Source organism: Shewanella sp. SM73 (assembly GCF_025653795.1).
In the GTDB taxonomy this organism is placed as follows: domain Bacteria; phylum Pseudomonadota; class Gammaproteobacteria; order Enterobacterales; family Shewanellaceae; genus Shewanella; species Shewanella oncorhynchi.
On the sequence record NZ_JAKKRY010000019.1, the window covers coordinates 43,298 to 65,313 of the forward strand.

A 22,016-nucleotide genomic window follows, 5' to 3' on the forward strand; every position below is an offset into this window, starting at 1 on the left:
TTACATTAAGGGCTTTTTGGTATCTAAAACGCGTTAACTATCATTACTCAACGTTTTGGATCTGCTCGCGCATTTGCTCAATCAGCACCTTAAGTTCAACTGCGGCTGAGGTGATTTCAGTGCTGATGGATTTAGAGGCGAGTGTGTTCGATTCGCGGTTGAATTCTTGCATCATAAAATCTAAACGGCGACCTTCGCTGCCGCCTTTTTTGAGGATGCGGCGAGCTTCGGCCACATGGGCTTCGAGTCTGTCCATTTCTTCGGCGACATCTTGTTTCTGAGCCAGAAGCACCATTTCTTGCTCGATACGGGCGGGGTCGAGTTCACCTTTGATTTCTGCAAGGCGGTTGATGAGCTTTTCGCGTTGATACAGCATCACATTAGGCATGTGCTCGCGTACGATGGCGATTTGCTCGCTCACGCCGTCTAAGCGGCTTAACAGCATGTCTTTGATGGCTTCGCCTTCACGGCCACGGGCTTCGATGAATTGATCTATGGCTGAGTCGAAGGCTGTCATCAGATCGGCGCCGATGGCATCCATATCTTGTTCACCGCTCGCGAGCACGCCCGGCCAGCGCAGGATGTCGGTAAGATTGACATCGCCCTGTCCCGCTTCTTGCTTGAGCCAAGTGGCGGCGCCTAAGAGCTGTTTTGCTAGCGCTTGATTCAACTGCAGCTCGTTATTGCTGTTGTCTGCCAGCTCGTAGCGCAAATTGACTTCAACTTTGCCGCGGTTTAAGCGTTTACGAAGACGGTCGCGCAGTACAGGTTCGAAGCTGCGGAATTGCTCGGGTAAACGTAGGTAAGTTTCGAGATAGCGTTGATTGACTGAGCGAATTTCCCAGGAGGCTGTGCCCCATTGTGCTTTGTGCTCGATGCGAGCGTAGGCTGTCATGCTTTGGATCATGGGTTGTCCTAATGGTGTAATCGTCATAATGAGAGGCGATTATAGAGTCAATGGCTTTAGGATTAAAGGCATACCGCCAATAGCGACCGGGATTAGGCGTTTGAGTGTGATGAGTTTGCCAGAGAATCACCCTAAGCATGGCATCCTAAGGCTCAAGCCCTTATAATATGCAGCCAAAATCGGTCAATGACTCAGAATACAGGAATCTCGCATGCGTCCAAGTAACAGAACGCCAGCACAAACTCGTCCCATCACTATCACTCGCCAGTTTACGGCCCATGCCGAAGGTTCTGTGTTAGTGGAATTTGGCGAAACGAAAGTGCTTTGTACCGCCAGTTTTACTGAAGGTGTGCCACGTTTCCTTAAAGGTCAGGGTCAAGGCTGGGTAACGGCTGAATACGGCATGTTGCCACGTTCGACCCATAGCCGTATGGATCGTGAAGCCGCTCGCGGTAAGCAATCTGGCCGTACGCAAGAAATTCAACGTCTTATCGGTCGTGCCCTACGCGCCTGTGTGGATATGAAAGCCCTAGGCGAAAACACTATCGTGATCGACTGTGATGTGATCCAAGCTGACGGTGGCACACGCACTGCCTCTATCACTGGCGCCTGTGTGGCCTTAGTGGATGCGTTGAACTGGGCGCGTGGTAAAGGCATCATTAAATCTAACCCGCTGAAATTCCTTATCGCTGCTGTCAGCGTCGGTATTTACAAGGGTGAAGCAATAAGCGATCTAGAATATATCGAAGACAGCGCCGCCGAAACGGACATGAACGTGGTGATGACGGAAACGGGCAAGATCATCGAAATTCAAGGCACCGCCGAAGGCGAGCCATTCAGCCACGAAGAATTACTCGAACTGTTGGCATTGGCGAAGAACAGTATTCGTGAAATCGTCGATGTGCAGAAAGCCGCACTGAACTAATATTGTGGTGATGAAAAAGCCCCGTCATGTTATAGAGTGCTGGGCTTTTTATTAACTGCAGCTTTTTATCTGCAGCAAGATGCTAGTGTAAAGCAAGCCCTGTACCGAATAAAAATTCCCCATAATAAAAAACCAGTAAAATACAAAGTCGTAAGGAGATATTGTGAAAGCTTATCAACGTGAGTTTATTGAATTTGCCCTAGAACGTCAGGTGTTGCGATTTGGCGAATTTACCCTTAAATCGGGCCGTATCAGTCCTTATTTCTTCAATGCGGGTTTGTTCAATACTGGCCGTGATTTAGCGCGTCTGGGCCGTTTTTATGCCGCTGCGTTAGTGGATTCTGGTATTGATTACGACTTGCTGTTTGGCCCTGCTTACAAAGGCATTCCGATTGCGACCACTACGGCGGTTGCTCTATGTGAGCATCACGATATCGACATTCCTTACTGCTTTAATCGCAAAGAAAAAAAAGATCACGGTGAAGGTGGCAGCTTAGTCGGTAGCGAGCTGAAAGGCCGCGTGATGCTGGTGGACGATGTGATCACTGCGGGTACTGCGATTCGTGAGTCGATGGAAATCATCGAAGCCCATAAAGCACAATTAGCGGGTGTGTTGATTGCTTTAGACAGGCAAGAGAAAGGCAAGGGCGAGTTATCGGCCATCCAAGAAGTTGAGCGTGATTTTGGCTGCGGAATAGTAGCAATTATTAAACTCGCCGACCTAATCAGTTATTTGTCTGAAAAACCAGGGATGGAAGTGCAACTTGCCGCCGTGAGCCAGTACCGCGAGCAATACGGGATTTAAGTCTAGCGCTTAGCGGCTGGTATTGATCAAGTGGCTATCGCTGGCTTGGTGAAATCAGTTAATCAGCCGGCATTGATCTTAGCTAGGTTGAGAAAGGTTTGATTGAGTGGGTATGAAAACAAAAAACGCTGCGATTCTATAGAAGGAATCGCAGCGTTTTTTTATTGAGTTGTATTGATTGCTATTGATTTCGACACGTTTTAAATAGCGTTAAGTTTCAATACATTTATTTAGACTGGTGCAAAAACTCGGCGCGGGTCGCGGGGTTAGATTTGAAAATGCCGCCCAGCGCTGTGGTAGTGGTCGAACTGGTGGAGTCCATCACGCCACGGGATTTTACACAGTAATGCACGGCATCCATTTTAACGGCAACGTCTTTGGTTTCGAGCAAGGTTTGCAGCGCGACTAACACTTGCTGAGTCAAACGCTCTTGCACTTGTGGACGTTGGGCAAAGAAACGCACGATGCGATTAATCTTTGATAAACCAATGATTTTTTTGCGTGGTAGATAAGCTATGGTCGCAGTGCCATCGATCGTCACTAAATGGTGTTCGCAGGTACTGGTGAGGCTAATGTCTTGCACTCGCACCATTTCATCGAAGCCCATCTTATTGTCGATAACCGTGATCTTAGGGAAGTTCGCATAATCTAAGCCGGAGAAGATTTCATCGACGTACATTTTAGCAATGCGGCGCGGCGTATCGGCAAGGCTATCGTCTGATAGATCCAATGACATTAATGTCAGGATTTCTTTCATATGATGTTCAATCTTGTCTTTACGTTCTTCACTGCTGTAAACGCTTGGGAGCATTGGGGTTTCAAGTCCACGTTCTAATAACGCGGCTTGTACTTTTACTGCTGCTTCACTTAATGCCATCTTATCCTCCACTACGTCGTAGCGGCTATAACAGAAAACCTATGCTGATCATCGCGTGGTACTTGGGCTGTTCAGCATCAGATACAAATTATTGTTATTCTCGCTAGGGCAAGAATAGGGGGAGGAGGATAGCGCGAATTGCAGACAATTCATACCGAAAAACGCGCATAGGCCACATGAAAAAGCCGATAGTCCTTATCGGATATCGGCTTTAAATTTGCCACTGTCAATCGAGTTTAGCCTAGCAGTGTCGGCAAGTTTGAGTTAATTCTAAAGTTTCAGATTGGTTTTTAGGAAGCTGAGCATTTGTTCATAGTACTTCGCTCTATGCTCATCGTTATAAAAACCGTGGCCTTCATTGTCCATCACCAGTTTTTGGTAAGGATAATTGTGAGCTTTTAGGGCTTTTTCGAGGGATTCGAGTTGCTCAATTGGCGCTCGCTCATCTTCACCACCATGCACCAATAGTATGTTTGCTTTGAGTTTATCGACGTTTTCAGAAGGAGACATTGCTTTAAGTACCGCTTTATCTTGGCCAAGCACATCCTTGAGATAGCTAGTACCAGAACGGCTGTTGGCGACATCGCCTTCATTAAACATCAATTCAAGATCATATACGCCAGCTACACCTATGGCGCATTTAAACATATCTGGCGCAAGCACAGCGCTCTGCAAGGCGCTGTACCCACCAAAACTGCCGCCAACAATACAGATGCGTTCCTTATCGGCAAAACCTTGGTCAATAACGTACTGGGTTGCGTCGATAATGTCGTGCTGAATATCTGAGCCCCATTTTTGATAGCCTGCGCGTTCAAATTGATCGCCATATCCACCTGAGCCACGGAAGTTGACCTGTAGAACGGCTATGCCTTGGCTTGCTAGATATTGGTTTTGTGGGTCAAAGCCCCACCAGTCACGGATACCGTGTGGACCACCGTGTGGATTGACGACTAAGGGTAGGTTTTTAGCTTCTTTACCAAAGGGGAGCGTTAGATACCCATGGAGTTGTTTACCATCACGGCTGGTGAAACTGATGGGTTTAACATCAGCCATTTGCTCTGGGTCGAGCCATTTTTTAGCGGCGGCTAGATATTCAAGTTTTAGTGTTTTCGTATCAAATATGTAGTAATCGCCAGGGTTTCGATCGTTAAACGCAAGTACAACGAGTTTTTCTGCATCTCGGGTTTCGCTAACAATTCGTACTTGATGGCCGGGGAGAGCACCAAGCAGATCTTTTAGCAATTTAGCGTGCGAATCCTCATTATCGACAAAGGCATAACTTGGGTAGCCATTTTCAAACTCAACTGCGTAAAGTTGTTTATTGGTGCCGTTAATCCAAAAGTTGTTAGGGTCAACGTTTTCATCCTGAATGATTTCAGTTTTATCGCCCGTTTCGAGATTAATTTTGTAAACTCCTAAGGTTTCACCTTGGGAGCGACCCGCGGCATAAATCGTATTTTTATCATCGGCAAAGGAGAGTGGTTTAAAATCAGCAAGACCTAGATTTAGTTTATCGGTATTTACCCAGTTACCGTCTTTGCGGTAGAACACTTTAGTAATGTTTTGTTTGTCCTCACCGGCAACGAAGCGGACTTCACCTTGATGGTCTGTCATAAAACGGGCTCGGCCGATAGGTGAGCCAGTGATGCGTTTACGTGTGCCATTGAACAAGTCTACGCGATAGACATCTTGTGATAGTTCAAAGTCAAGATTGATCCTATCATTCCATGGAATAGCATTGACTAACATGTAGCGTTCATCATCTGGCAGAGGATCGAGGATAAACGCGCTCGCACGCATAGGTGTGTTTTTCTTGATATTTGAACCTGTTTGTTGCTCGCCACTCTCGAAGCCGAATAGATACGCTTTTCGTGAACCATCGGCATTTACCGCCATCAATTCACCGTAGTAGATAGGTGTGTCTTGCCAGCCTTTTAGGTATTCTTTTGCCAGTACCAGTCGCTCACTATTGGCCCATTCATAGTCGCCGACTTGAGCATTACCGGGAAAACGTATCGCATTGAGGAGTTTTTTGGTTTGGGTATCTAAGACTAAGAGAACATTTTTACCTTCGACACTTGTGATAGCGCTTAAATATTTACCAGTAGGCGATATTTTTACATCCGAGTACTCATCACCTTTGCTGAATAATTGTGCTTGCGATAACGCATTCGCGTTGGAGCTATTGGCTGCAAAGGTGGATATTGGAAGTATTGGTAAGCAAAGTGTCGCCAACATGGCTAATCGGAAGAGTTTCATCTGACATCCTTGTAAAATCATTGTGTTTTTTGTTCTTAAAATGTTTTTCGAGGATAAAACAAAAGATGGAGCGAAACAAGGAAGGAATATCGAAAATAAAGGACGATAGTTACCGTCCTTTATGTTGAAAAATCATTAGCTTTGTAAAAGTTGGTGCTGGATAAAACGCCACTGTTCATCGAAGTGTGTCGTCGGTTTGAGTTTGAATTCACTTCGTACAAATTGAGCGATTCGGCCTTCGGCAAAGGCTAACAGTAAATTGGCTAATATGGCTTCGTCTAAGTTGAAGCCTTTACCTTCTCGCAGGGTTTTTTCCCGTAAAATTTGCTTTAACTGGGTTTCAATTTTGGCAAATAAGTTACCAATACGGCTTCGCAGGCGTTCATTTTCACCTAGTAGAGCATCACCGTTGAGAACGCGGGAAATTCCTGGGTTACGCTCGGCAAAGATCAGCAGCAGTTGCAGTACCAACTGGCAGCGCTTCATGGTGTCTTTTTCGTCATCCATGATTAAATTGATGCGCGACAATAACGACTCTTCGATAAATTCGATTAGGCCTTCGAACATCCGCGCTTTACTCGGGAAGTGGCGATACAGTGCGGCTTCCGATACACCGACTTCTGAGGCCAGTTTCGCTGTGGTGATCCTTTGTCCTGGGTTGGTTTCTAGCATCTGCGCTAGACATTGCAGAATGTGTTCACGACGATTAATTTTTGGGCTTACAGCCATTGCAGTATCCTTGGCTCAATAACGACTTAGGGGATTATTTAGTGCCTGAATGGCCAAATCCGCCTTCACCACGGTCTGAGCTGTCGAACTCATCAACGAGTTTGAATTGTGCTTGTACCACAGGAACAAACACCAGTTGCGCGAGACGATCGCCCATTTCTAAGGTGAATGGACTGTCACCACGATTCCAACAAGATACCATTAAGGGGCCTTGGTAATCTGAATCTATGAGTCCGACTAGATTCCCCAGTACGATACCGTGTTTATGGCCCAGGCCTGAGCGCGGTAAAATCACCGCTGCAAGTCCTGGGTCGGCCACATGAATGGCAATCCCCGTAGGAATGAGCACTGTTTCACCCGGTGTTATGGTTAAAGCCGTGTCTATCATGGCGCGAAGATCCATGCCTGCACTGCCTGCGGTGGCGTAAGCGGGCAAGGGAAATTCTGAGCCGATACGGGAGTCGAGAATTTTTAATTCAATCGGTGTTTTCATGTATTTGTTTTTTCTTTCACTATCAACGAAAGTAATTGCCGTGCCAACGTGAGTTTGTCAGTAGCAGGCAAATCTTGACTGCCGTGCGGCCAGAAAACACGCAGGGCATTAGCATCGGCATTAAAGCCTAGGCCAGCAATGGAAACGTCGTTTGCGGCGATCATGTTCAAGTTTTTACGTTTGAGCTTATCGCGCGCATAGGCTTCTACATCATGGGTTTCGGCGGCAAATCCCACCACAAAAGGACGGTTAGGTAAGCTCGCAACCGTGGCTAAGATATCAGGATTCCTCACCAGCGCAAGTTGCATTTCTTCGGTCGATTTTTTGATCTTACAGGTAGCAATATCGCTAATGCGGTAGTCTGCAACGGCGGCGCAGCCAATAAAAATATCTTTTTTATCAACGTTATCCATAACAGCATCGAGCATATTTTGCGCCGATTCAACATCAATGCGTACCACGCCTTCAGGAGTATTTAAATTTACGGGGCCTGAGACTAAGGTGACTGCTGCACCCATATCTGCCGCGGCTTTGGCCAGTGCAAAGCCCATTTTTCCAGAACTGTGATTTGAAATGTATCTGACGGGATCAATTGCTTCACGGGTTGGTCCGGCGGTGATCAGCACCGACTGTCCTGCGAGTGGCTTAAATTCAACGGCGTCAGGCGTGGCAAAAAATTGTGTAGCCAGTTCCGCTATGTCTAATGGCTCTAACATACGACCAGGGCCGACTTCACCACAGGCCTGACTGCCACTGGCGGGGCCCCAAAGTGTAAAACCACGTGATGCGAGGCTAGTTAAATTCGCTTGTGTAGCCAGATTACGGTACATCTGCTGATTCATTGCTGGACACAGGGCAATTGGCGCCTCAGTGGCAAGACACGTGGTGGTGATTAGCTCATCGGCCATGCCTGCATTAATCCGCGCCAATAGGTTTGCGGTTGCAGGGGCGATGATGACGAGATCTGCCCAACGAGCAAGTTCTATATGGCCCATGGCTGCTTCTGCTGCGGGGTCGAGCAAGCTAGATGCCACTGGATGTCCAGACAACGCTTGCAGCGTCAGAGGCGTGATAAATTCCATCGCACTTTGGCTCATCACCACGCGCACATCAAAGCCTCGCTCCTTCAAGCGGCGTACTAAATCAGCACTTTTATAGGCCGCAATACCGCCGCCAATGCCCAGCAGGACGTTTTTATTTGTCAGACTCACAGACATCATCCGAGATAGAAATAATGCCGGCAACAATATCACAAAGTGGTGAATTTTAGTGACTATCCCAGTTCAAAAAATCTCGTCCATACTCAGTAAAGTGAAAATATGTGAGATGACAGGGAGGTCACATGGGGATTAAAGATTGGCCTGAGGGCGAAGGTCCCAGAGATAAACTGTTACAAAAAGGAGCTGCGCATCTCTCGGATGCTGAATTACTGGCAGTATTGCTGCGTAACGGTTTAGCCGGATTAAACGCGGTTGACCTTGCTAGGTCGCTTATTTGCGAGTTTGGCGGCCTCAGAAACCTGCTCTGTGCCCCAAGAAATCAGGTGTGTCGACTTCCGGGCGTAGGACCTGTAAAATACGCCCAGCTTCAAGCTGCGGCCGAATTAGCGCGGCGTGTAGCGCAGGAAAATCTGCAAAGAGGTCAGGTTTTGACAAATCCCGATTTAACTCGGGACTATTTAATGCGACAATTGGCCGATCGCTCCTATGAAGTGTTCGCAGTTTTACTGCTGGATAGCCAGCATAGAGTGATTCAATTTGTCGAATTATTCCGCGGCACAATAGACTCAGCCTCAGTGTATCCACGTGAAGTGGTGAGCTTAGTGCTGGAGAAAAAGGCCGCAGCAGTTATAGTTTGTCATAATCATCCGTCTGGTATTGCCGAGCCCAGTCAGGCTGACCGACGAATAACTGAGCGATTAAAAAATGCGTTAGCAACCATAGACGTATCCTTGTTGGACCATATGGTTGTAGGTGATCGAGAGATAGTTTCTTTTGCAGAACGAGGCTGGATTAATTAATCTAACACTTGATCTTCACTCTGTGATCGTGTATAAAATGCGCCCTCTTTGTGCCTCGGGCGACGGCCATACGAGGCACATTAATGCTCGAGCGTTAAAATTGTTTTTGGAGAAGATTGACATGTCAAGAGTATGCCAAGTTACTGGCAAGAAGCCGATGGTTGGTAACAACCGTTCGCATGCAAAAAACGCGACCCGTCGTCGTTTTTTACCTAACCTACAAAACCACCGTTTTTGGTTAGAAGAAGAAAAGCGTTTCGTACAGTTACGTGTATCTACTAAAGGTATCCGTCTGATCGACAAAAAAGGTATCGAAGTTGTTGTTGCTGAACTTCGTGCCCGTGGCGAGAAGGTATAATAGATCATGGCTAAAGCTAAAGGTAATCGTGAGAAGATCAAATTAGTTTCTACAGCTAAGACTGGTCACTTCTACACAACTGAAAAAAACAAGCGTAACATGCCTGAAAAAATGGAAATCAAAAAATTTGATCCAGTTATTCGTCAGCACGTTATCTACAAAGAAGCCAAAATCAAGTAATCCTTGGTTAGTGTTTCGAGAAAAGCCCCTTATTTAAGGGGCTTTTTTTTGCATTTTTTTAGTGGCTAGTCATCAAGTTGAGATAATTGCCTCGCAAACTTAAGCCGCTGAATCATCCCCTGTGAAGTTAAAAAAGTGTGAACACTTGCTGAAAATATAAAATAGTGCAGTTCTAAGCACTTTAAATCATTAAAGCTGCACTTTAGTGAGAATAAATTCTTTATATGTGAATTAAAATGCAATACCATACGCGAAAGTTATCGATTCATTCCTGGCATGTCATAGTGACGCTGCCAGCTCAAAAATGAGGTGTAAATAACGCGTGCGTACCACTGAACTGGTTGATGGATTTCGTCACTCTGCCCCCTATGTTAATGCTCACAGAGGTAAAACTTTTGTGGTCATGCTTGGCGGTGAAGCTTTGGCTCAAAATCAATTCCGCGCCATCTTAAATGATGTCGCCCTGCTGCACAGTTTAGGGATCAAAGTGGTGTTGGTATATGGCGCTAGGCCGCAGATTGATGCAGCATTAGCCGCCAACGGTATTGCGCCTGCCTACCACGACGGTGTGCGTATCACGGATGAAGATTCGCTCAAAGTGATTAAGCAAGTTGCAGGTGCACTGCAATTTGATATCACAGCGCGTTTATCCATGAGTTTAAGTAATACGCCGATGCAAGGTGCGCAAATTAACTTAGTGAGCGGCAACTTTGTGATTGCTCAACCACTGGGTGTGGATAATGGTGTGGATTTTTGCCTGAGTGGCAAAGTGCGTCGTATTGACGTGCAAGGCTTAAAACGTCAGTTAGATAATCACTGCATCGTATTGATGGGGCCGATTGCGGCTTCGGTTACTGGTGAAAGTTTTAATCTCACCGCTGAGGAAATCGCGACTCAAGTGGCAATTAAGCTTAAAGCAGACAAGATGATCGGCTTTAGCTCACAGAACGGTATTCTCGATCGTAATGGCGATGTAATTGCCGAGTTGATGCCAAATGATGCGCAAAACATCATGAACAAGCTGGCCGAGCAAGGGTCAGCTTGTGTTGGCACTATGGCGTTTCTCAAAGCCAGTATCGATGCTTGCCGCAATGGTGTGCCACGTTGTCATTTAGTTAGCTACCTTGAAGATGGTGCTTTACTACAAGAGCTGTTTTCCCGTGAAGGGATTGGTACACAAATCGTCACTGAGAGTGCTGAGCGTTTACGCTGTGCGTCGATCGCTGATATTGGCGGTGTGTTGAACCTTATCCGTCCATTGGAGGAGCAAGGCATTCTGGTGCGTCGTAGTCGTGAGCAGCTTGAGATTGAAATCGAACAGTTCATGTTGATTGAGCGCGACGGTTTAGTGATTGGTTGCGCTGCGCTCTATCCTTTTGAAGAGGACAATGCGGGTGAGTTTGCTTGTTTAGTGGTGCATCCCGATTATCGCGATGCCGACAGAGGGAGCTTACTGCTGAAGAACATTATCAATCAGGCCAGAAACCGTGGTTATTCACGCTTGTTTGCATTGACAACTCGGAGCATTCACTGGTTCTTAGAGCATGGTTTTGTGATTGAAGATGTTGAAGCACTGCCACAGAAGAAGAAGCAGTTGTATAACTATCAACGCCGCTCAAAAATTCTCGCGCTCGATCTTTAAGCCGTTCTAAATCAATCCAATCAATGCCAGCCTAGTACTCATATTAGCGCTGGCATTTTTATTGACATAATATGTCTTTGTTGGCAGATTAAGGCTTCACTGCACGGGAGATACTGCCAATGAGTCCTCAATTTTTTGAACTCGCCCCTTTAACCCAAACCTCTATCTTCAGTTTTATCGTCTTATTGCTCGGTTTAGCGGGTATCTTACTGATGTTATGGCTAAAAAATATGCCTAAGATAGCGAAGTCAGCGAGTTTAGGTATATTGCTGGTGATGATGGGCGGATTTTCTTGGGTCTTCTATCAATCGAATAGCGCCGAATTAGTGTTAACCGATACAGAGCTCACAGTGGATGTTCCCTTCTATAAAGTGCAGTTATCCCGCGCGGATTTATTGCCCGCCGAGGCACGTATAGTCGATTTGCAACAAGAGGCAGATTTAACGCCGAGATTTAAAACGAATGGTATAGGCATGCCAGGATTTCAATTGGGTTGGTTTAATCTACAAGGGAAAGGCAGGGCATTTTTGGCGATAACAGATAAATCGCAGTTAGTGTTAGTGCCAACGACTAAAGGCTACAGTTTATTACTGACAGTACCGCAAGGGAGTGAGTTTTTAGCACAGTTACAGAAGTAATCATCATATGTCATCATTTCTGCCACTGTGTTTATCGGCGTGATAATGCTCACGCCGTTTTGCGTTTATAGGCCATATCTAAGGTAAAGACGAGCAGCGCGCTCCAGATAAATCCGAAGGTCACGCCTTTTTCGGCATCGAAGGGCTCATTGAATAGACTCACCGCGAGGATAAACATAATACTCGGGCCAATATATTGGAAAAAGCCGAGCATAGACAATGGAATACGTACCGCTGCCCCTGCAAAACACAGCAAAGGAATGGTAGTCACTATCCCCGCCGCCATTAACATCAGATTCAATTGCCAATCGTTAGTCAGCATGCTCGCCGTGGCAGTGTCTAAGGTTGCGACGAGATAAATCAGCGCTACCGGTAATAACACTGCGGTTTCGACCAATAATCCGGCCTTAGCATCCACATTGACCTTTTTTCGCAGCAGTGCATAGAAACCAAAGGTGCCCGCGAGTGCCAGTGAGACGATGGGAATCGAGCCAAAAGAGATTAACTGGATCAATACGCCAGCGCTGGCGAGTGAAACCGCAAACCATTGCAGTTTACGCAACCTTTCGCCTAGAAATAACATACCGAGTAAGACGTTGAGTAAAGGATTGATGAAGTAACCTAGGCTGGCATCGAGCATGTGATCGTTATTTACCGCCCAGATAAATAGTAGCCAGTTTCCCGCGATCAATATGGAAGTAATGGTGAGAACCATCAACTGTTTAGGCTGTTTAAACAGTAAGCGTAAGCGAGAAAAACCGCCGATAAACTGCATAATGATCAGCATAAACACGAATGACCAAATCACTCGATGGAGCAAAATTTCGGTGGCGGAAACATGGTTGAGTAATTTGAAATATAAAGGCGCAAAACCCCACATACAGTAAGCACTGACGGCAAGTAGGATCCCTTTGCGGTATTCAAGATTTGGCATGAGACATCTTCGAAGAACAACAAGGTGGCGATTGTAGGTGTGTCTGACCGCTGACTCAAGGGTATCGCCGTGTTCTTTTCGTTACAGAATATCTCCGCAATAGATTGAATGGGCGATTAAAGTGAGTAAACATCCTGTTGATCAAGACGTTTACCTTAGTCAATTTTGAGCCCTAAGGCAGTAATACACATCTAAATTTAACCGCCTAACCCACCATATAAGTCCCTGTTCCAAAAGCGATATGGGTGCCTTGCTCATTATGTAGTTCCATGCGGCATACTGAAACTCGATTACCCGCACGAATGACGCTGCCCGTGCCCGTAAAGGTGAGGCCGCGTCCCGGCCGCAGATAATCGACGCGCATATCAATTGTCCCTAGGGTTTGCAGGCGTTGCTGCAGCTCTTCGACCGTCCAATCATCACGACTGGCGACCAGTCCTGCAAAGGCCGTGAGTCCGCCAACCACATCGAGTACCGTTGCTGTCACACCGCCGTGGAGGATTTGCTGGTGGATATTGCCAATCAGCTCAGGCTTCATGTTGATCACGACTTCGACGCCATCAATGTCATAACGCTTGATATCGAGTCCGAGTAGATTATGGAAAGGGACATGTTGATCAAATACTGCTGCGACTCTTCTCAAAGCTTCGGCTTGGATTGGGCTGGTCATTTTGGGGTCCTTGTCACTGAGTGACGGTATTAGGCGTAATTGGATTTGTTATCAACACTGAGATAAACAAAGTGCGGCTTAGAGCAATTAATCTACAGTGAAGTTTACGGCTAATGCAACTCCGTCGCTAAAATGACGACACAGTTTCGGCAGTTTTTAAAGTATTTTACCCCGCGTTCGTTATTTTTGGCTTAGCCCACTAGGGTTAAAATAGCTGCAATCGTGGTGAATTGCCTCGTCTAAAACGCTTTAAATTACCGTTGAATCCTGCATTTTGAACTAGTTTGGGTATAGAATAGGCACCCTCACTTTTGACATAGAAGATCCATGGAAAAGCTCGTACTCGACACGCATGATGATCCGCTCTCGCAACGCCTCGCACAGGTGTTTGGTTACCGTGACTTTAGGGACGGTCAGCGGGAGGTGATAGAACGTGTCTGTGGCGGGCAAGATTGCTTAGTGATCATGCCAACGGGCGGCGGTAAGAGTCTTTGCTATCAACTCCCCGCGTTGCTGATGAATGGCATCACTATTGTCGTATCTCCATTGATTTCTTTGATGAAAGATCAAGTCGATAGCTTGTTGCAAACCGGTGTTGCAGCGGCTTATCTCAATTCTTCATTGCCGCGAGAGCAGAGCGCCGAAGTATTAAGGCAGCTGCGCCATGGTGAGTTAAAACTACTTTATGTGTCACCTGAGCGCTTATTAACCGCTGATTTTATTGAGCGTATGCAGTCGTTGCAGTTGGCGATGTTTGCCATCGATGAGGCGCACTGTATCAGTCAGTGGGGCCATGATTTTCGCCCTGAATATGCGGCGCTTGGCCAGCTAAAACAACTCTTCCCCTATGTGCCCATGATGGCGCTGACGGCAACGGCGGATCAGGCGACTCGGCAGAGTATTTGCGAGCGACTTGGGATTGACCCGTTCCGTTTACTTTCGAGTTTCGATCGGCCCAATATTCGCTACACAGTGGCGGAAAAGCTCAATGCTGCGAATCAGTTACGGCATTTTTTAACCCAGCAAAATGGCACTAACGGGATTATTTACTGTAGCAGTCGCCGCCGTGTCGACGAGGTTGCCGATCGTTTATGTCTGCAAGGTTTTAATGCTAAGGCCTATCATGCGGGAATGACGCAGGAAGATCGTGGTGCCGTGCAGGACAGTTTCCTTAAGGATCAAATCGATATTGTTGTCGCCACTGTGGCTTTCGGTATGGGGATCAATAAATCGAATGTGCGCTTTGTGGTGCATTACGATATCCCTAAAAGTATCGAAGCCTATTATCAGGAAACGGGCCGAGCAGGCCGTGATGGGCTCGATGCAGAAGCTTTTATGTTGTTCGATCCCGCCGATATTGGTCGGGTCAGACATTTGATTGAACAGTCTGAACCTGGGCCGCAGCAGCAGGTCGAATTCCATAAACTTAATACTATGGCAGCCTTTGCCGAGGCGCAGACCTGTCGCCGCCAAGTGTTGCTGCATTACTTTGATGAGAGCGCACTAGAGCCCTGTGGCAACTGCGACATTTGCCTCGATCCACCTAAGCGTTATAACGGCACTGAAGATGCGCAGAAGGTGTTGTCATGTATTTTCCGTTTAGGCCAGCGTTTTGGTATCAATCACTTAATTGAAGTGTTGCGCGGCTCGAAAGGCGCACCGATAGTCGATCGAGGGCATGACAAACTCACGACTTGGGGGATTGGTAAAGACAAGAGCCATGAATATTGGTTGAGTGTGATCCGCCAACTCATTCATTTGGGACTGGCGAGTCAAGATGTGACCCGCGGCTCATCTATTACCTTAAACCCATCGGCACGGCCTGTGCTCAAAGGGGAAGTGGCGTTAATGCTCGCCGAACCGCGTATTCAGTTAACAACCACAAAACGTAAGGCGACTCAGTCTAAAGCACCGTTGAATTATGACCGTAAGTTGTTCGCACGGTTGAAGTTATTGCGTAGAACCATTGCCGAGCAGCAGGATGTGCCGCCGTATTTAGTCTTTAACGACGCTACCCTCGCAGAAATGGCAGCCATGATGCCAACGAGCGCGGGGGAAATGCTCGCCGTCAACGGGGTTGGCGAGCGTAAACTGAGTCGTTTCGGTGATGCTTTTCTCGATGAAATTACGGCTTACTTAGCGGGAGAATAATGGTTTGAAGTATTCTCATTGATTTTAACCTTGCCCAATTGATTGATACTGGCTCTCTTAATTAAAGACTCTAACGTATCAAACTGTTGCATCGCCGCTATACCAATATTGACCTTACTTGAACCCTGCCAAGGCTGAATGCAAGCAACCAACTGACTAACGACTCTTTTAGCACCAGTTGCCGAGGTATGCGGCAGGATAATGGCAATTTCATCCATCGAATATCGGATTAACTTATCTTGCTCCCGTAGTCTGTGTTGTAGCTCATCCTGTAAGAGAGGTAGGTCAACTTGACGGATCTGACTCGCATTAAACAATAATAAAGACAGTGGGTAATTGCCTTGTTTGGCACTGTTTAATGCTGATGTGACTTGTTGGAGCAGCGTTTCCGCAGGTTCATTACCTTCAATATGTGGGGCACGATTATTCTGTTTATCAATCAAATACCAAATAGCCCCGCCCAATAATGCCATCGCGATTAAGAACAGTGTGCTATAGGCCCAATCGACATTTAGCTCTTGTAAGATTGAATCTTTTTCTGGTGCAGTGCTATTTGGCTCCTGCTGCAGATCTTGTTGATTTAGACGGGCCTTAAACTGCAATATCCGAGCATTATTCATCGCTTGATTGGTGAGCTCGGCCGCTCGATAACGTTTGAGTAAGAAAGAATAGGCCTGTTTAAAATCTCCTTTTTCTAAGTAGTGATCGCTCATGATCCCGTAAAATCCTTTGAGATCAGAATACTGTTTTAGATTTTCAGCTTGCTCAATTGCGTGATTCATGAGGATTAAAGCGGCATCTTCTTGATGTTGAGCAAAACGAATTTGGGCGAGTAGGCGAGTTGAACGCATTGTAGCTAATTGTTGATTTTGTTTTTTAAACGTATTAATCGCGATAGAAAGATATTCTTCGGCATTATCAATGCGGCCTTTATCGAGCGCGATTGAGGCCAAAATGGCATAACTGTAGGCGAGTTCAAGTGGCGAACCGAGCTCAGGTAAAAGCGCTTTAGCTTGTTGTTCGAGTTTATCACTGTAATCAAACTCTTGATTATCAAGCGCTATCCGAGCTGCATTGCGTAAAATAAAGTGTAAAACCTTCCCTTTTGCATCGGCACTTTGTATACCTAAGTTGGTGTAATACATGGCTTGGGGGAAATCATGGGTGGCATAAAGTAAATTTCCCATCGCGGCATACACATAGGCCTGTGGTGGCCAAATCCAATTTTGGGTTTGAGCATGAATATCCGGATAAATATCAATCGCGAGGCGTAAATCTTCGATAGCAGAAGAGAAGTTGTCAGTGTCAGTATCGAGTTGGCCACGTAAGCGTAAAGCATCGACTAAGGCTTGTGGTTGCTGGTAACGTCGCGCTAGGTTAATGGCTGAATCAAGCAAAGGTAGGGCATTTTGAATATTGTTATAGCTAAGGTTGGCATCGGCTTGGCAAATCAAAAAGTAAGGTCGTACTTGATCTAGCTTAAGTTGTTTAGCGTTTGCTTCGCCTAATTGAGCGACGTTGATAGCGGCTTCATTTTCCCCTATTTGTAGTAGGTTTTGGCATTTCAACACACTTAATCTGAGTCGATTGATATCTGAGCTTGCACTGGTCGCAAATTGTTTTTCTAACGCTGTTATTTGAGTGAGTGCTTTACTTGGATATTGGTAGACGAGTTCAGTGAGTTCATCTAATTGGTCTATAGCACTGGCCCCAAAGGGAAACAGCCATAACAACAGGCTCAGTACCAAGACGCGAAAATCCATTTTGTGCTCCATATAAAATGCGTAAGTTCTAATATCCCTAATCACTAAGGCGGGATTATAACTTTTCTTAATCGTTTTTTGCATAAAAAACTATTTTTTTCTAAGGGGAATAAGTTAACACATCCCAGTGATTTCTGAATCCAAACAGCTGGTTAATTCTGTGGAATCGATCACTAATTTGGGGATGAAACTCACAGTTATTAGCCTTAAGACAGGTTGAATGAGTGGAACATGAAAAAATTAGGGTTGACACTATCGGCTAGGCAAGTTAAATATTAACCGTCCTCAATAATTCAAACAGAATAAATATACAGATTAAATGAATATTATTAGCCGCAAACTCGACCTCCTCCTTCTCTCTCTCGCGGTTTATACGCGGAGGTCTTAGTGTTGCACGCTCGATAAAGAGGCAAAGCATTCACAAACCCCGCACCGATGTTGCGGGGTTTTTTGTATCTGAATACGGCAAAAATTAACTAACGAACGGTGACGTTCCATGGAGAAGCGAGATGTCTAACAGAGTCATAATATTTGATACTACCTTGCGTGATGGTGAGCAGGCGTTAGCCGCAAGTTTGTCGGTCAAAGAAAAGCTACAGATCGCTATGGCGCTGGAACGTCTCGGTGTGGATGTGATGGAAGTGGGTTTTCCGGTTTCTTCACCCGGTGATTTTGAGTCAGTGCAGACCATAGCGCGTACCATCAAAAATAGCCGTGTTTGTGCCTTATCCCGTGCATTGGAAAAGGACATAGATGCAGCGGCGCAGGCCTTGTCAGTTGCAGATCAATTCCGTATCCATACCTTTATCTCGACCTCGACGATTCACGTTGAGAGCAAGTTGAAGCGTTCTTTCGATCAAGTGTTAGAGATGGCCGTAGGCGCGGTGAAGTATGCCCGCCGTTTTACCGACGATGTGGAATTTTCCTGTGAGGATGCGGGGCGTACGCCCATCGATAATCTATGTCGTATGGTAGAAGCCGCCATTCGTGCGGGCGCACGCACCATTAATATTCCCGATACGGTCGGTTACACAGTGCCAAGCGAGTTTGGCAATATCATTCAGACTTTGTTTAATCGGGTGCCGAATATCGACCAAGCGGTGATCTCAGTGCATTGCCACGATGACTTAGGTTTGTCTGTGGCTAACTCGATTACCGCTGTACAGCACGGTGCGCGTCAAATTGAATGTACGATCAATGGCATAGGTGAGCGTGCGGGTAACTGTTCACTGGAAGAGATCGCTATGATTTTAGCGACGCGTAAGGGCATGTTAGGGCTAGAAACGGGCATTAATGCCAAGGAAATTCATCGTACTTCTAATTTAGTCAGCCAGTTATGCAATATGCCAGTGCAGGCGAACAAGGCGATTGTCGGTGCCAATGCCTTTACCCATTCGTCGGGCATCCATCAGGATGGCATGTTAAAAGCACAAAATACCTATGAAATCATGACGCCAGAAAGCATAGGTTTGAATCGCAACAACTTGAATATGACCTCGCGCTCGGGTCGCCATGTGATCAAGCATCGCATGGAGGAAATGGGCTATAGCGAGCACGATTACAATATGGATACTCTGTATGAAGAGTTTCTAAAATTGGCAGATAAAAAAGGACAAGTATTTGATTATGATTTAGAAGCCTTAGCCTTTATGGAAGCACAGGCCGAAGAAGACAATCACTATCAATTGCAGCAATTAGTGGTGCAGTCTGACTCAACTGAAGGCGTTGCTACGGCGACTGTGCGTATCGAAGTGGGCGGCGAAATTAAAACCGAAGCCGCAACGGGTAATGGTCCTGTTGATGCTGCCTATAACGCGATTGCCCGCGCAACCGATCGTCGAATCGATATCATCAGCTACAAGCTAGGCGCTAAAGGCGTAGGTCAAAATGCCTTAGGCCAAGTGGATATTACCGCGGTTTACCACGAGCAAAACTTTCACGGCGTAGGTTTGGCAACCGATGTGGTTGAAGCCTCGGCACGCGCTTTAGTGCATGTGATGAACTTAACGTGCCGCGCAGACAAGGTTGCCGATTACAAACAAAGCATGCAAAAAAATCGAGAGCTAGGCGGCGTCTAGTCGCTAAAAGCATCCAGAGAATAGCAAGGTCGAGCATAAAGCATTTACATTTAAAGGAGTTGGCTGGCGTATGAGTTATCAAATAGCAGTATTAGCAGGGGATGGGATCGGCCCAGAAGTGATGGCAGAGGCGCGTAAAGTGCTGCGTGAGGTTGAAGCGCGTTTCGATTTGAATATCGAATACACTGAATTCGATGTTGGCGGTATTGCCATTGATAACCACGGTTGTCCCTTACCCGATGCCACGCTAAAGGGCTGTGAAGCGGCCGATGCGATCCTATTAGGTTCAGTCGGTGGCCCTAAGTGGGAAAAGTTACCGCCAAATGAACAACCTGAGCGCGGCGCGCTATTGCCACTGCGTGGTCACTTCGAACTGTTTTGTAATCTGCGCCCAGCTAAATTGCATGATGGCTTAGAACATATGTCACCGCTGCGTAGCGATATTTCCGCCCGTGGATTTGATGTCTTATGTGTACGCGAGTTAACCGGCGGCATTTATTTTGGTAAGCCAAAGGGCCGTCAAGGCGAAGGCGAAAATGAAGAAGCTTTCGATACCATGCGTTATAGCCGTCGCGAAATTAGCCGTATCGCCCGCATCGCCTTCGAAGCCGCCCGTGGTCGCCGTAAAAAAGTGACCTCAGTGGATAAAGCCAACGTGCTCGCCTGTTCAGTGTTATGGCGCCAAGTGGTAGAAGAAGTGGCGGTGGACTTCCCCGATGTCGAGCTTGAACACATCTATATCGATAATGCGACCATGCAGTTGCTACGTCGTCCCGATGAGTTCGATGTGATGCTATGTTCTAACCTGTTCGGCGACATTTTATCCGACGAAATCGCGATGTTAACCGGCTCTATGGGCTTGTTGTCATCGGCGAGCATGAACAGCACTGGCTTTGGTTTATTTGAACCAGCGGGTGGCAGTGCGCCCGATATCGCGGGCAAAGGCATTGCAAACCCTATCGCCCAAATTCTGTCGGCGGCATTAATGCTGCGCCACAGCTTAAAGCAAGAAGAAGCCGCTTGTGCGATTGAGCGTGCCGTCAGCAAAACATTAAATTCTGGCTACTTAACCGGTGAGCTATTGAGCAGCGATAAGCGTAGCCAAGCTAAATCAACCGCCGAGATGGGTGACTTTATCGCCAATGCTATAAAGGAAGGTGTGTAATGACGAACGCAAAGACCTTGTACCAAAAAGTATGGGATGCCCACGTTGTAGCGACTCCTGAAGGTGAAGCGCCGATCATTTATGTCGACAGACATTTAGTCCATGAAGTGACTTCTCCCCAAGCATTCAGTGGCTTAAAAGTGGCGGGCCGCAAACTGCGTGCACCGGAAAAAACCTTTGCTACTATGGATCACAACACTTCGACCCGTAGCGCCAGCTTGGATGCGCTAAGCCCGATGGCACGCACTCAGGTTGAAACCCTAGCGCAAAACTGTAAAGACTTTGGCGTGCGTTTATATGACATTCACCATCCTAATCAAGGGATTGTGCATGTAATGGGGCCAGAGTTAGGGATTACCTTACCCGGCACTGTGATTGTCTGTGGTGATTCCCATACCGCGACCCATGGCGCCTTTGGGGCATTGGCGTTTGGCATTGGTACGTCCGAGGTTGAGCACGTTTTAGCAACCCAAACCTTGCGTCAACTAAAAGCTAAGACCATGAAGATTGAAGTGCGTGGTCATGTCACCGATGGCGTGACCGCCAAAGATATCGTACTCGCTATTATTGGCAAAATCGGCATGGATGGTGGCACGGGTTATGTGGTGGAGTTCTGTGGTGAGGCGATTGAAGCCCTGTCGATGGAAGGCCGCATGACAGTGTGCAATATGGCGATTGAAATGGGCGCTAAGGCTGGCATGGTCGCGCCGGATCAAACCACTTTCGATTATTTAGCAGGCCGTGAATTTGCACCTAAGGGCGAAGATTGGACTGAGGCAGTCGCTTACTGGAAAGCCATTAAAACCGATGACGGCGCCGTATTTGATGCTGTCGTTGAATTAGATGCCGCTGATATCGCACCGCAATTGACTTGGGGCACTAACCCCGGCCAAGTCGTAGCGATCGATGGCAAAGTGCCTAATCCTCTTGATGAAGCCAACCCAAGCACCCGTGCCAGTATGGAGAAGGCTTTAGAATACATTGGCCTGAGTGCGGGTACGCCTATGACAGATATCAACATCAACAAGGTATTTATCGGCTCTTGCACTAACTCACGGATTGAAGATTTACGCAGCGCCGCCGTACATGCCAAAGGTCGTAAAGTGGCGAGTGGCGTCACCGCGATTGTTGTACCAGGTTCTGGTCAAGTGAAAGCCCAAGCCGAAGCCGAAGGCTTAGATAAAATATTTATCGAAGCCGGGTTTGAGTGGCGTTTACCGGGTTGTTCCATGTGTTTAGCGATGAATGATGACAGATTAGAAGCGGGTGATCGCTGCGCTTCGACCAGTAATCGTAATTTCGAAGGTCGCCAAGGCCGTGGTAGTCGTACCCATTTGGTGAGCCCGGCGATGGCCGCCGCCGCTGCGGTGGCTGGGCATTTTGTCGATATTCGTAAACCTTACTAATTACCGTAAACCCAAG

The 22,016-nt window shown here is 46.8% G+C and carries 20 protein-coding genes; 11 read left to right on the forward strand and 9 right to left on the reverse strand.

All coding sequences use genetic code 11. The features are described from left to right. Nucleotides 1-43 precede the first annotated feature (43 nt). Nucleotides 44-907: a YicC/YloC family endoribonuclease gene (locus L5M51_RS20195; protein ID WP_263174341.1), complete on the reverse strand. Its 864-nt coding sequence runs from the start codon at nucleotides 905-907 to the stop codon at nucleotides 44-46. Between the two features lie 211 nt (nucleotides 908-1,118). Between L5M51_RS20195 and rph the strand changes: the two genes are divergently transcribed. Both rph and pyrE read left to right on the forward strand, forming a co-directional pair. Beyond that, the gene (gene rph, locus L5M51_RS20200; RefSeq protein WP_006079862.1) at nucleotides 1,119-1,832 is read left to right on the forward strand and encodes a ribonuclease PH; all 714 of its coding nucleotides are present in this window, start codon (nucleotides 1,119-1,121) and stop codon (nucleotides 1,830-1,832) included. 163 nt (nucleotides 1,833-1,995) lie between these two features. Beyond that, complete coding sequence (gene pyrE, locus L5M51_RS20205; RefSeq protein ID WP_006079863.1) at nucleotides 1,996-2,637, forward strand: orotate phosphoribosyltransferase; 642 nt, start codon at nucleotides 1,996-1,998, stop codon at nucleotides 2,635-2,637. 226 nt (nucleotides 2,638-2,863) lie between these two features. Here pyrE and folE read toward each other — a convergent pair whose 3' ends face one another. The 5 genes from folE to coaBC all read right to left on the reverse strand — a co-directional run bounded on the left by folE (nucleotide 2,864) and on the right by coaBC (nucleotide 8,215). After that, entirely contained in the window at nucleotides 2,864-3,514 is a 651-nt protein-coding gene (gene folE, locus L5M51_RS20210; RefSeq protein WP_006079864.1) for a GTP cyclohydrolase I FolE, read from the reverse strand. A 270-nt stretch (nucleotides 3,515-3,784) separates the two neighbouring features. Continuing rightward, nucleotides 3,785-5,773, reverse strand: coding sequence for an alpha/beta hydrolase family protein (locus L5M51_RS20215; protein ID WP_263174342.1), 1,989 nt, complete (start codon nucleotides 5,771-5,773; stop codon nucleotides 3,785-3,787). A gap of 135 nt (nucleotides 5,774-5,908) precedes the next feature. Continuing rightward, nucleotides 5,909-6,502 (reverse strand): nucleoid occlusion factor SlmA, encoded by a 594-nt coding sequence (gene slmA, locus L5M51_RS20220; protein ID WP_113941097.1) that lies wholly within the window; start codon nucleotides 6,500-6,502, stop codon nucleotides 5,909-5,911. Between the two features lie 34 nt (nucleotides 6,503-6,536). Continuing rightward, nucleotides 6,537-6,995, reverse strand: coding sequence for a dUTP diphosphatase (dut, locus tag L5M51_RS20225; protein WP_173247374.1), 459 nt, complete (start codon nucleotides 6,993-6,995; stop codon nucleotides 6,537-6,539). Beyond that, entirely contained in the window at nucleotides 6,992-8,215 is a 1,224-nt protein-coding gene (coaBC, locus tag L5M51_RS20230; RefSeq protein WP_263174371.1) for a bifunctional phosphopantothenoylcysteine decarboxylase/phosphopantothenate--cysteine ligase CoaBC, read from the reverse strand. Before coaBC ends, dut begins: the two co-directional genes overlap by 4 nt. Nucleotides 8,216-8,337: 122 nt before the next feature. Here coaBC and radC point away from each other — a divergent pair, with 122 nt between their 5' ends. From radC to L5M51_RS20255, 5 genes are all read left to right on the forward strand, one after another. Then, nucleotides 8,338-9,015 (forward strand): RadC family protein, encoded by a 678-nt coding sequence (gene radC / locus L5M51_RS20235; RefSeq protein WP_113941095.1) that lies wholly within the window; start codon nucleotides 8,338-8,340, stop codon nucleotides 9,013-9,015. 121 nt (nucleotides 9,016-9,136) lie between these two features. Continuing rightward, on the forward strand, nucleotides 9,137-9,373 hold the full coding sequence (gene rpmB, locus L5M51_RS20240) for a 50S ribosomal protein L28 (RefSeq protein WP_006079870.1): 237 nt from the start codon (nucleotides 9,137-9,139) through the stop codon (nucleotides 9,371-9,373). Between the two features lie 6 nt (nucleotides 9,374-9,379). After that, nucleotides 9,380-9,553 carry a 50S ribosomal protein L33 gene (gene rpmG / locus L5M51_RS20245; RefSeq protein ID WP_006079871.1) on the forward strand — a complete coding sequence of 58 codons (174 nt, stop codon included), beginning with the start codon at nucleotides 9,380-9,382 and terminating at the stop codon, nucleotides 9,551-9,553. Between the two features lie 322 nt (nucleotides 9,554-9,875). Then, a complete protein-coding gene (argA, locus tag L5M51_RS20250) occupies nucleotides 9,876-11,195 on the forward strand; it encodes an amino-acid N-acetyltransferase (RefSeq protein ID WP_105251176.1) in 1,320 nt (439 codons plus the stop codon). 119 nt (nucleotides 11,196-11,314) lie between these two features. Next, complete coding sequence (locus tag L5M51_RS20255) at nucleotides 11,315-11,833, forward strand: PH domain-containing protein (protein WP_263174347.1); 519 nt, start codon at nucleotides 11,315-11,317, stop codon at nucleotides 11,831-11,833. Nucleotides 11,834-11,882: 49 nt separating this feature from the next. On the opposite strand, the gene rarD is transcribed toward L5M51_RS20255, so the two are convergent. Further along, the gene (gene rarD, locus L5M51_RS20260) at nucleotides 11,883-12,767 is read right to left on the reverse strand and encodes an EamA family transporter RarD (protein ID WP_198572571.1); all 885 of its coding nucleotides are present in this window, start codon (nucleotides 12,765-12,767) and stop codon (nucleotides 11,883-11,885) included. Nucleotides 12,768-12,972: 205 nt separating this feature from the next. Beyond that, a complete protein-coding gene (locus L5M51_RS20265; protein WP_006079875.1) occupies nucleotides 12,973-13,437 on the reverse strand; it encodes a thioesterase family protein in 465 nt (154 codons plus the stop codon). 327 nt (nucleotides 13,438-13,764) lie between these two features. On the opposite strand from L5M51_RS20265, the gene recQ reads away from it, so the two are divergent. Beyond that, nucleotides 13,765-15,588 carry a DNA helicase RecQ gene (gene recQ, locus L5M51_RS20270; RefSeq protein WP_263174349.1) on the forward strand — a complete coding sequence of 608 codons (1,824 nt, stop codon included), beginning with the start codon at nucleotides 13,765-13,767 and terminating at the stop codon, nucleotides 15,586-15,588. Here recQ and L5M51_RS20275 read toward each other — a convergent pair. Next, complete coding sequence (locus tag L5M51_RS20275) at nucleotides 15,570-17,351, reverse strand: diguanylate cyclase domain-containing protein (RefSeq protein ID WP_173497390.1); 1,782 nt, start codon at nucleotides 17,349-17,351, stop codon at nucleotides 15,570-15,572. The genes recQ and L5M51_RS20275 overlap by 19 nt on opposite strands. 509 nt (nucleotides 17,352-17,860) lie before the next feature. On the opposite strand from L5M51_RS20275, the gene leuA reads away from it, so the two are divergent. From leuA to leuC, 3 genes are all read left to right on the forward strand, one after another. Next, on the forward strand, nucleotides 17,861-19,429 hold the full coding sequence (gene leuA, locus L5M51_RS20280) for a 2-isopropylmalate synthase (protein WP_113941087.1): 1,569 nt from the start codon (nucleotides 17,861-17,863) through the stop codon (nucleotides 19,427-19,429). Between the two features lie 70 nt (nucleotides 19,430-19,499). Then, complete coding sequence (leuB, locus tag L5M51_RS20285) at nucleotides 19,500-20,594, forward strand: 3-isopropylmalate dehydrogenase (protein ID WP_263174352.1); 1,095 nt, start codon at nucleotides 19,500-19,502, stop codon at nucleotides 20,592-20,594. Further along, a complete protein-coding gene (leuC, locus tag L5M51_RS20290) occupies nucleotides 20,594-22,000 on the forward strand; it encodes a 3-isopropylmalate dehydratase large subunit (RefSeq protein WP_263174354.1) in 1,407 nt (468 codons plus the stop codon). Before leuB ends, leuC begins: the two co-directional genes overlap by 1 nt. Nucleotides 22,001-22,016 lie beyond the last annotated feature (16 nt).

Excerpts from the sequence above, each read along its gene's own strand:
- rpmG (WP_006079871.1), top strand. The coding sequence starts at position 9,380 with ATGGCTAAAGCTAAAGGTAATCGTGAGAAGATCAAATTAGTTTCTACA.
- rph (WP_006079862.1), top strand. The coding sequence starts at position 1,119 with ATGCGTCCAAGTAACAGAACGCCAGCACAAACTCGTCCCATCACTATC.
- L5M51_RS20255 (WP_263174347.1), top strand. The coding sequence starts at position 11,315 with ATGAGTCCTCAATTTTTTGAACTCGCCCCTTTAACCCAAACCTCTATC.
- slmA (WP_113941097.1), bottom strand. The coding sequence starts at position 6,502 with ATGGCTGTAAGCCCAAAAATTAATCGTCGTGAACACATTCTGCAATGT.
- coaBC (WP_263174371.1), bottom strand. The coding sequence starts at position 8,215 with ATGATGTCTGTGAGTCTGACAAATAAAAACGTCCTGCTGGGCATTGGC.
- L5M51_RS20275 (WP_173497390.1), bottom strand. The coding sequence starts at position 17,351 with ATGGATTTTCGCGTCTTGGTACTGAGCCTGTTGTTATGGCTGTTTCCC.
- leuA (WP_113941087.1), top strand. The coding sequence starts at position 17,861 with ATGTCTAACAGAGTCATAATATTTGATACTACCTTGCGTGATGGTGAG.
- rarD (WP_198572571.1), bottom strand. The coding sequence starts at position 12,767 with ATGCCAAATCTTGAATACCGCAAAGGGATCCTACTTGCCGTCAGTGCT.
- dut (WP_173247374.1), bottom strand. The coding sequence starts at position 6,995 with ATGAAAACACCGATTGAATTAAAAATTCTCGACTCCCGTATCGGCTCA.
- leuC (WP_263174354.1), top strand. The coding sequence starts at position 20,594 with ATGACGAACGCAAAGACCTTGTACCAAAAAGTATGGGATGCCCACGTT.
- recQ (WP_263174349.1), top strand. The coding sequence starts at position 13,765 with ATGGAAAAGCTCGTACTCGACACGCATGATGATCCGCTCTCGCAACGC.
- L5M51_RS20215 (WP_263174342.1), bottom strand. The coding sequence starts at position 5,773 with ATGAAACTCTTCCGATTAGCCATGTTGGCGACACTTTGCTTACCAATA.
- rpmB (WP_006079870.1), top strand. The coding sequence starts at position 9,137 with ATGTCAAGAGTATGCCAAGTTACTGGCAAGAAGCCGATGGTTGGTAAC.
- radC (WP_113941095.1), top strand. The coding sequence starts at position 8,338 with ATGGGGATTAAAGATTGGCCTGAGGGCGAAGGTCCCAGAGATAAACTG.
- leuB (WP_263174352.1), top strand. The coding sequence starts at position 19,500 with ATGAGTTATCAAATAGCAGTATTAGCAGGGGATGGGATCGGCCCAGAA.
- L5M51_RS20265 (WP_006079875.1), bottom strand. The coding sequence starts at position 13,437 with ATGACCAGCCCAATCCAAGCCGAAGCTTTGAGAAGAGTCGCAGCAGTA.
- folE (WP_006079864.1), bottom strand. The coding sequence starts at position 3,514 with ATGGCATTAAGTGAAGCAGCAGTAAAAGTACAAGCCGCGTTATTAGAA.
- L5M51_RS20195 (WP_263174341.1), bottom strand. The coding sequence starts at position 907 with ATGATCCAAAGCATGACAGCCTACGCTCGCATCGAGCACAAAGCACAA.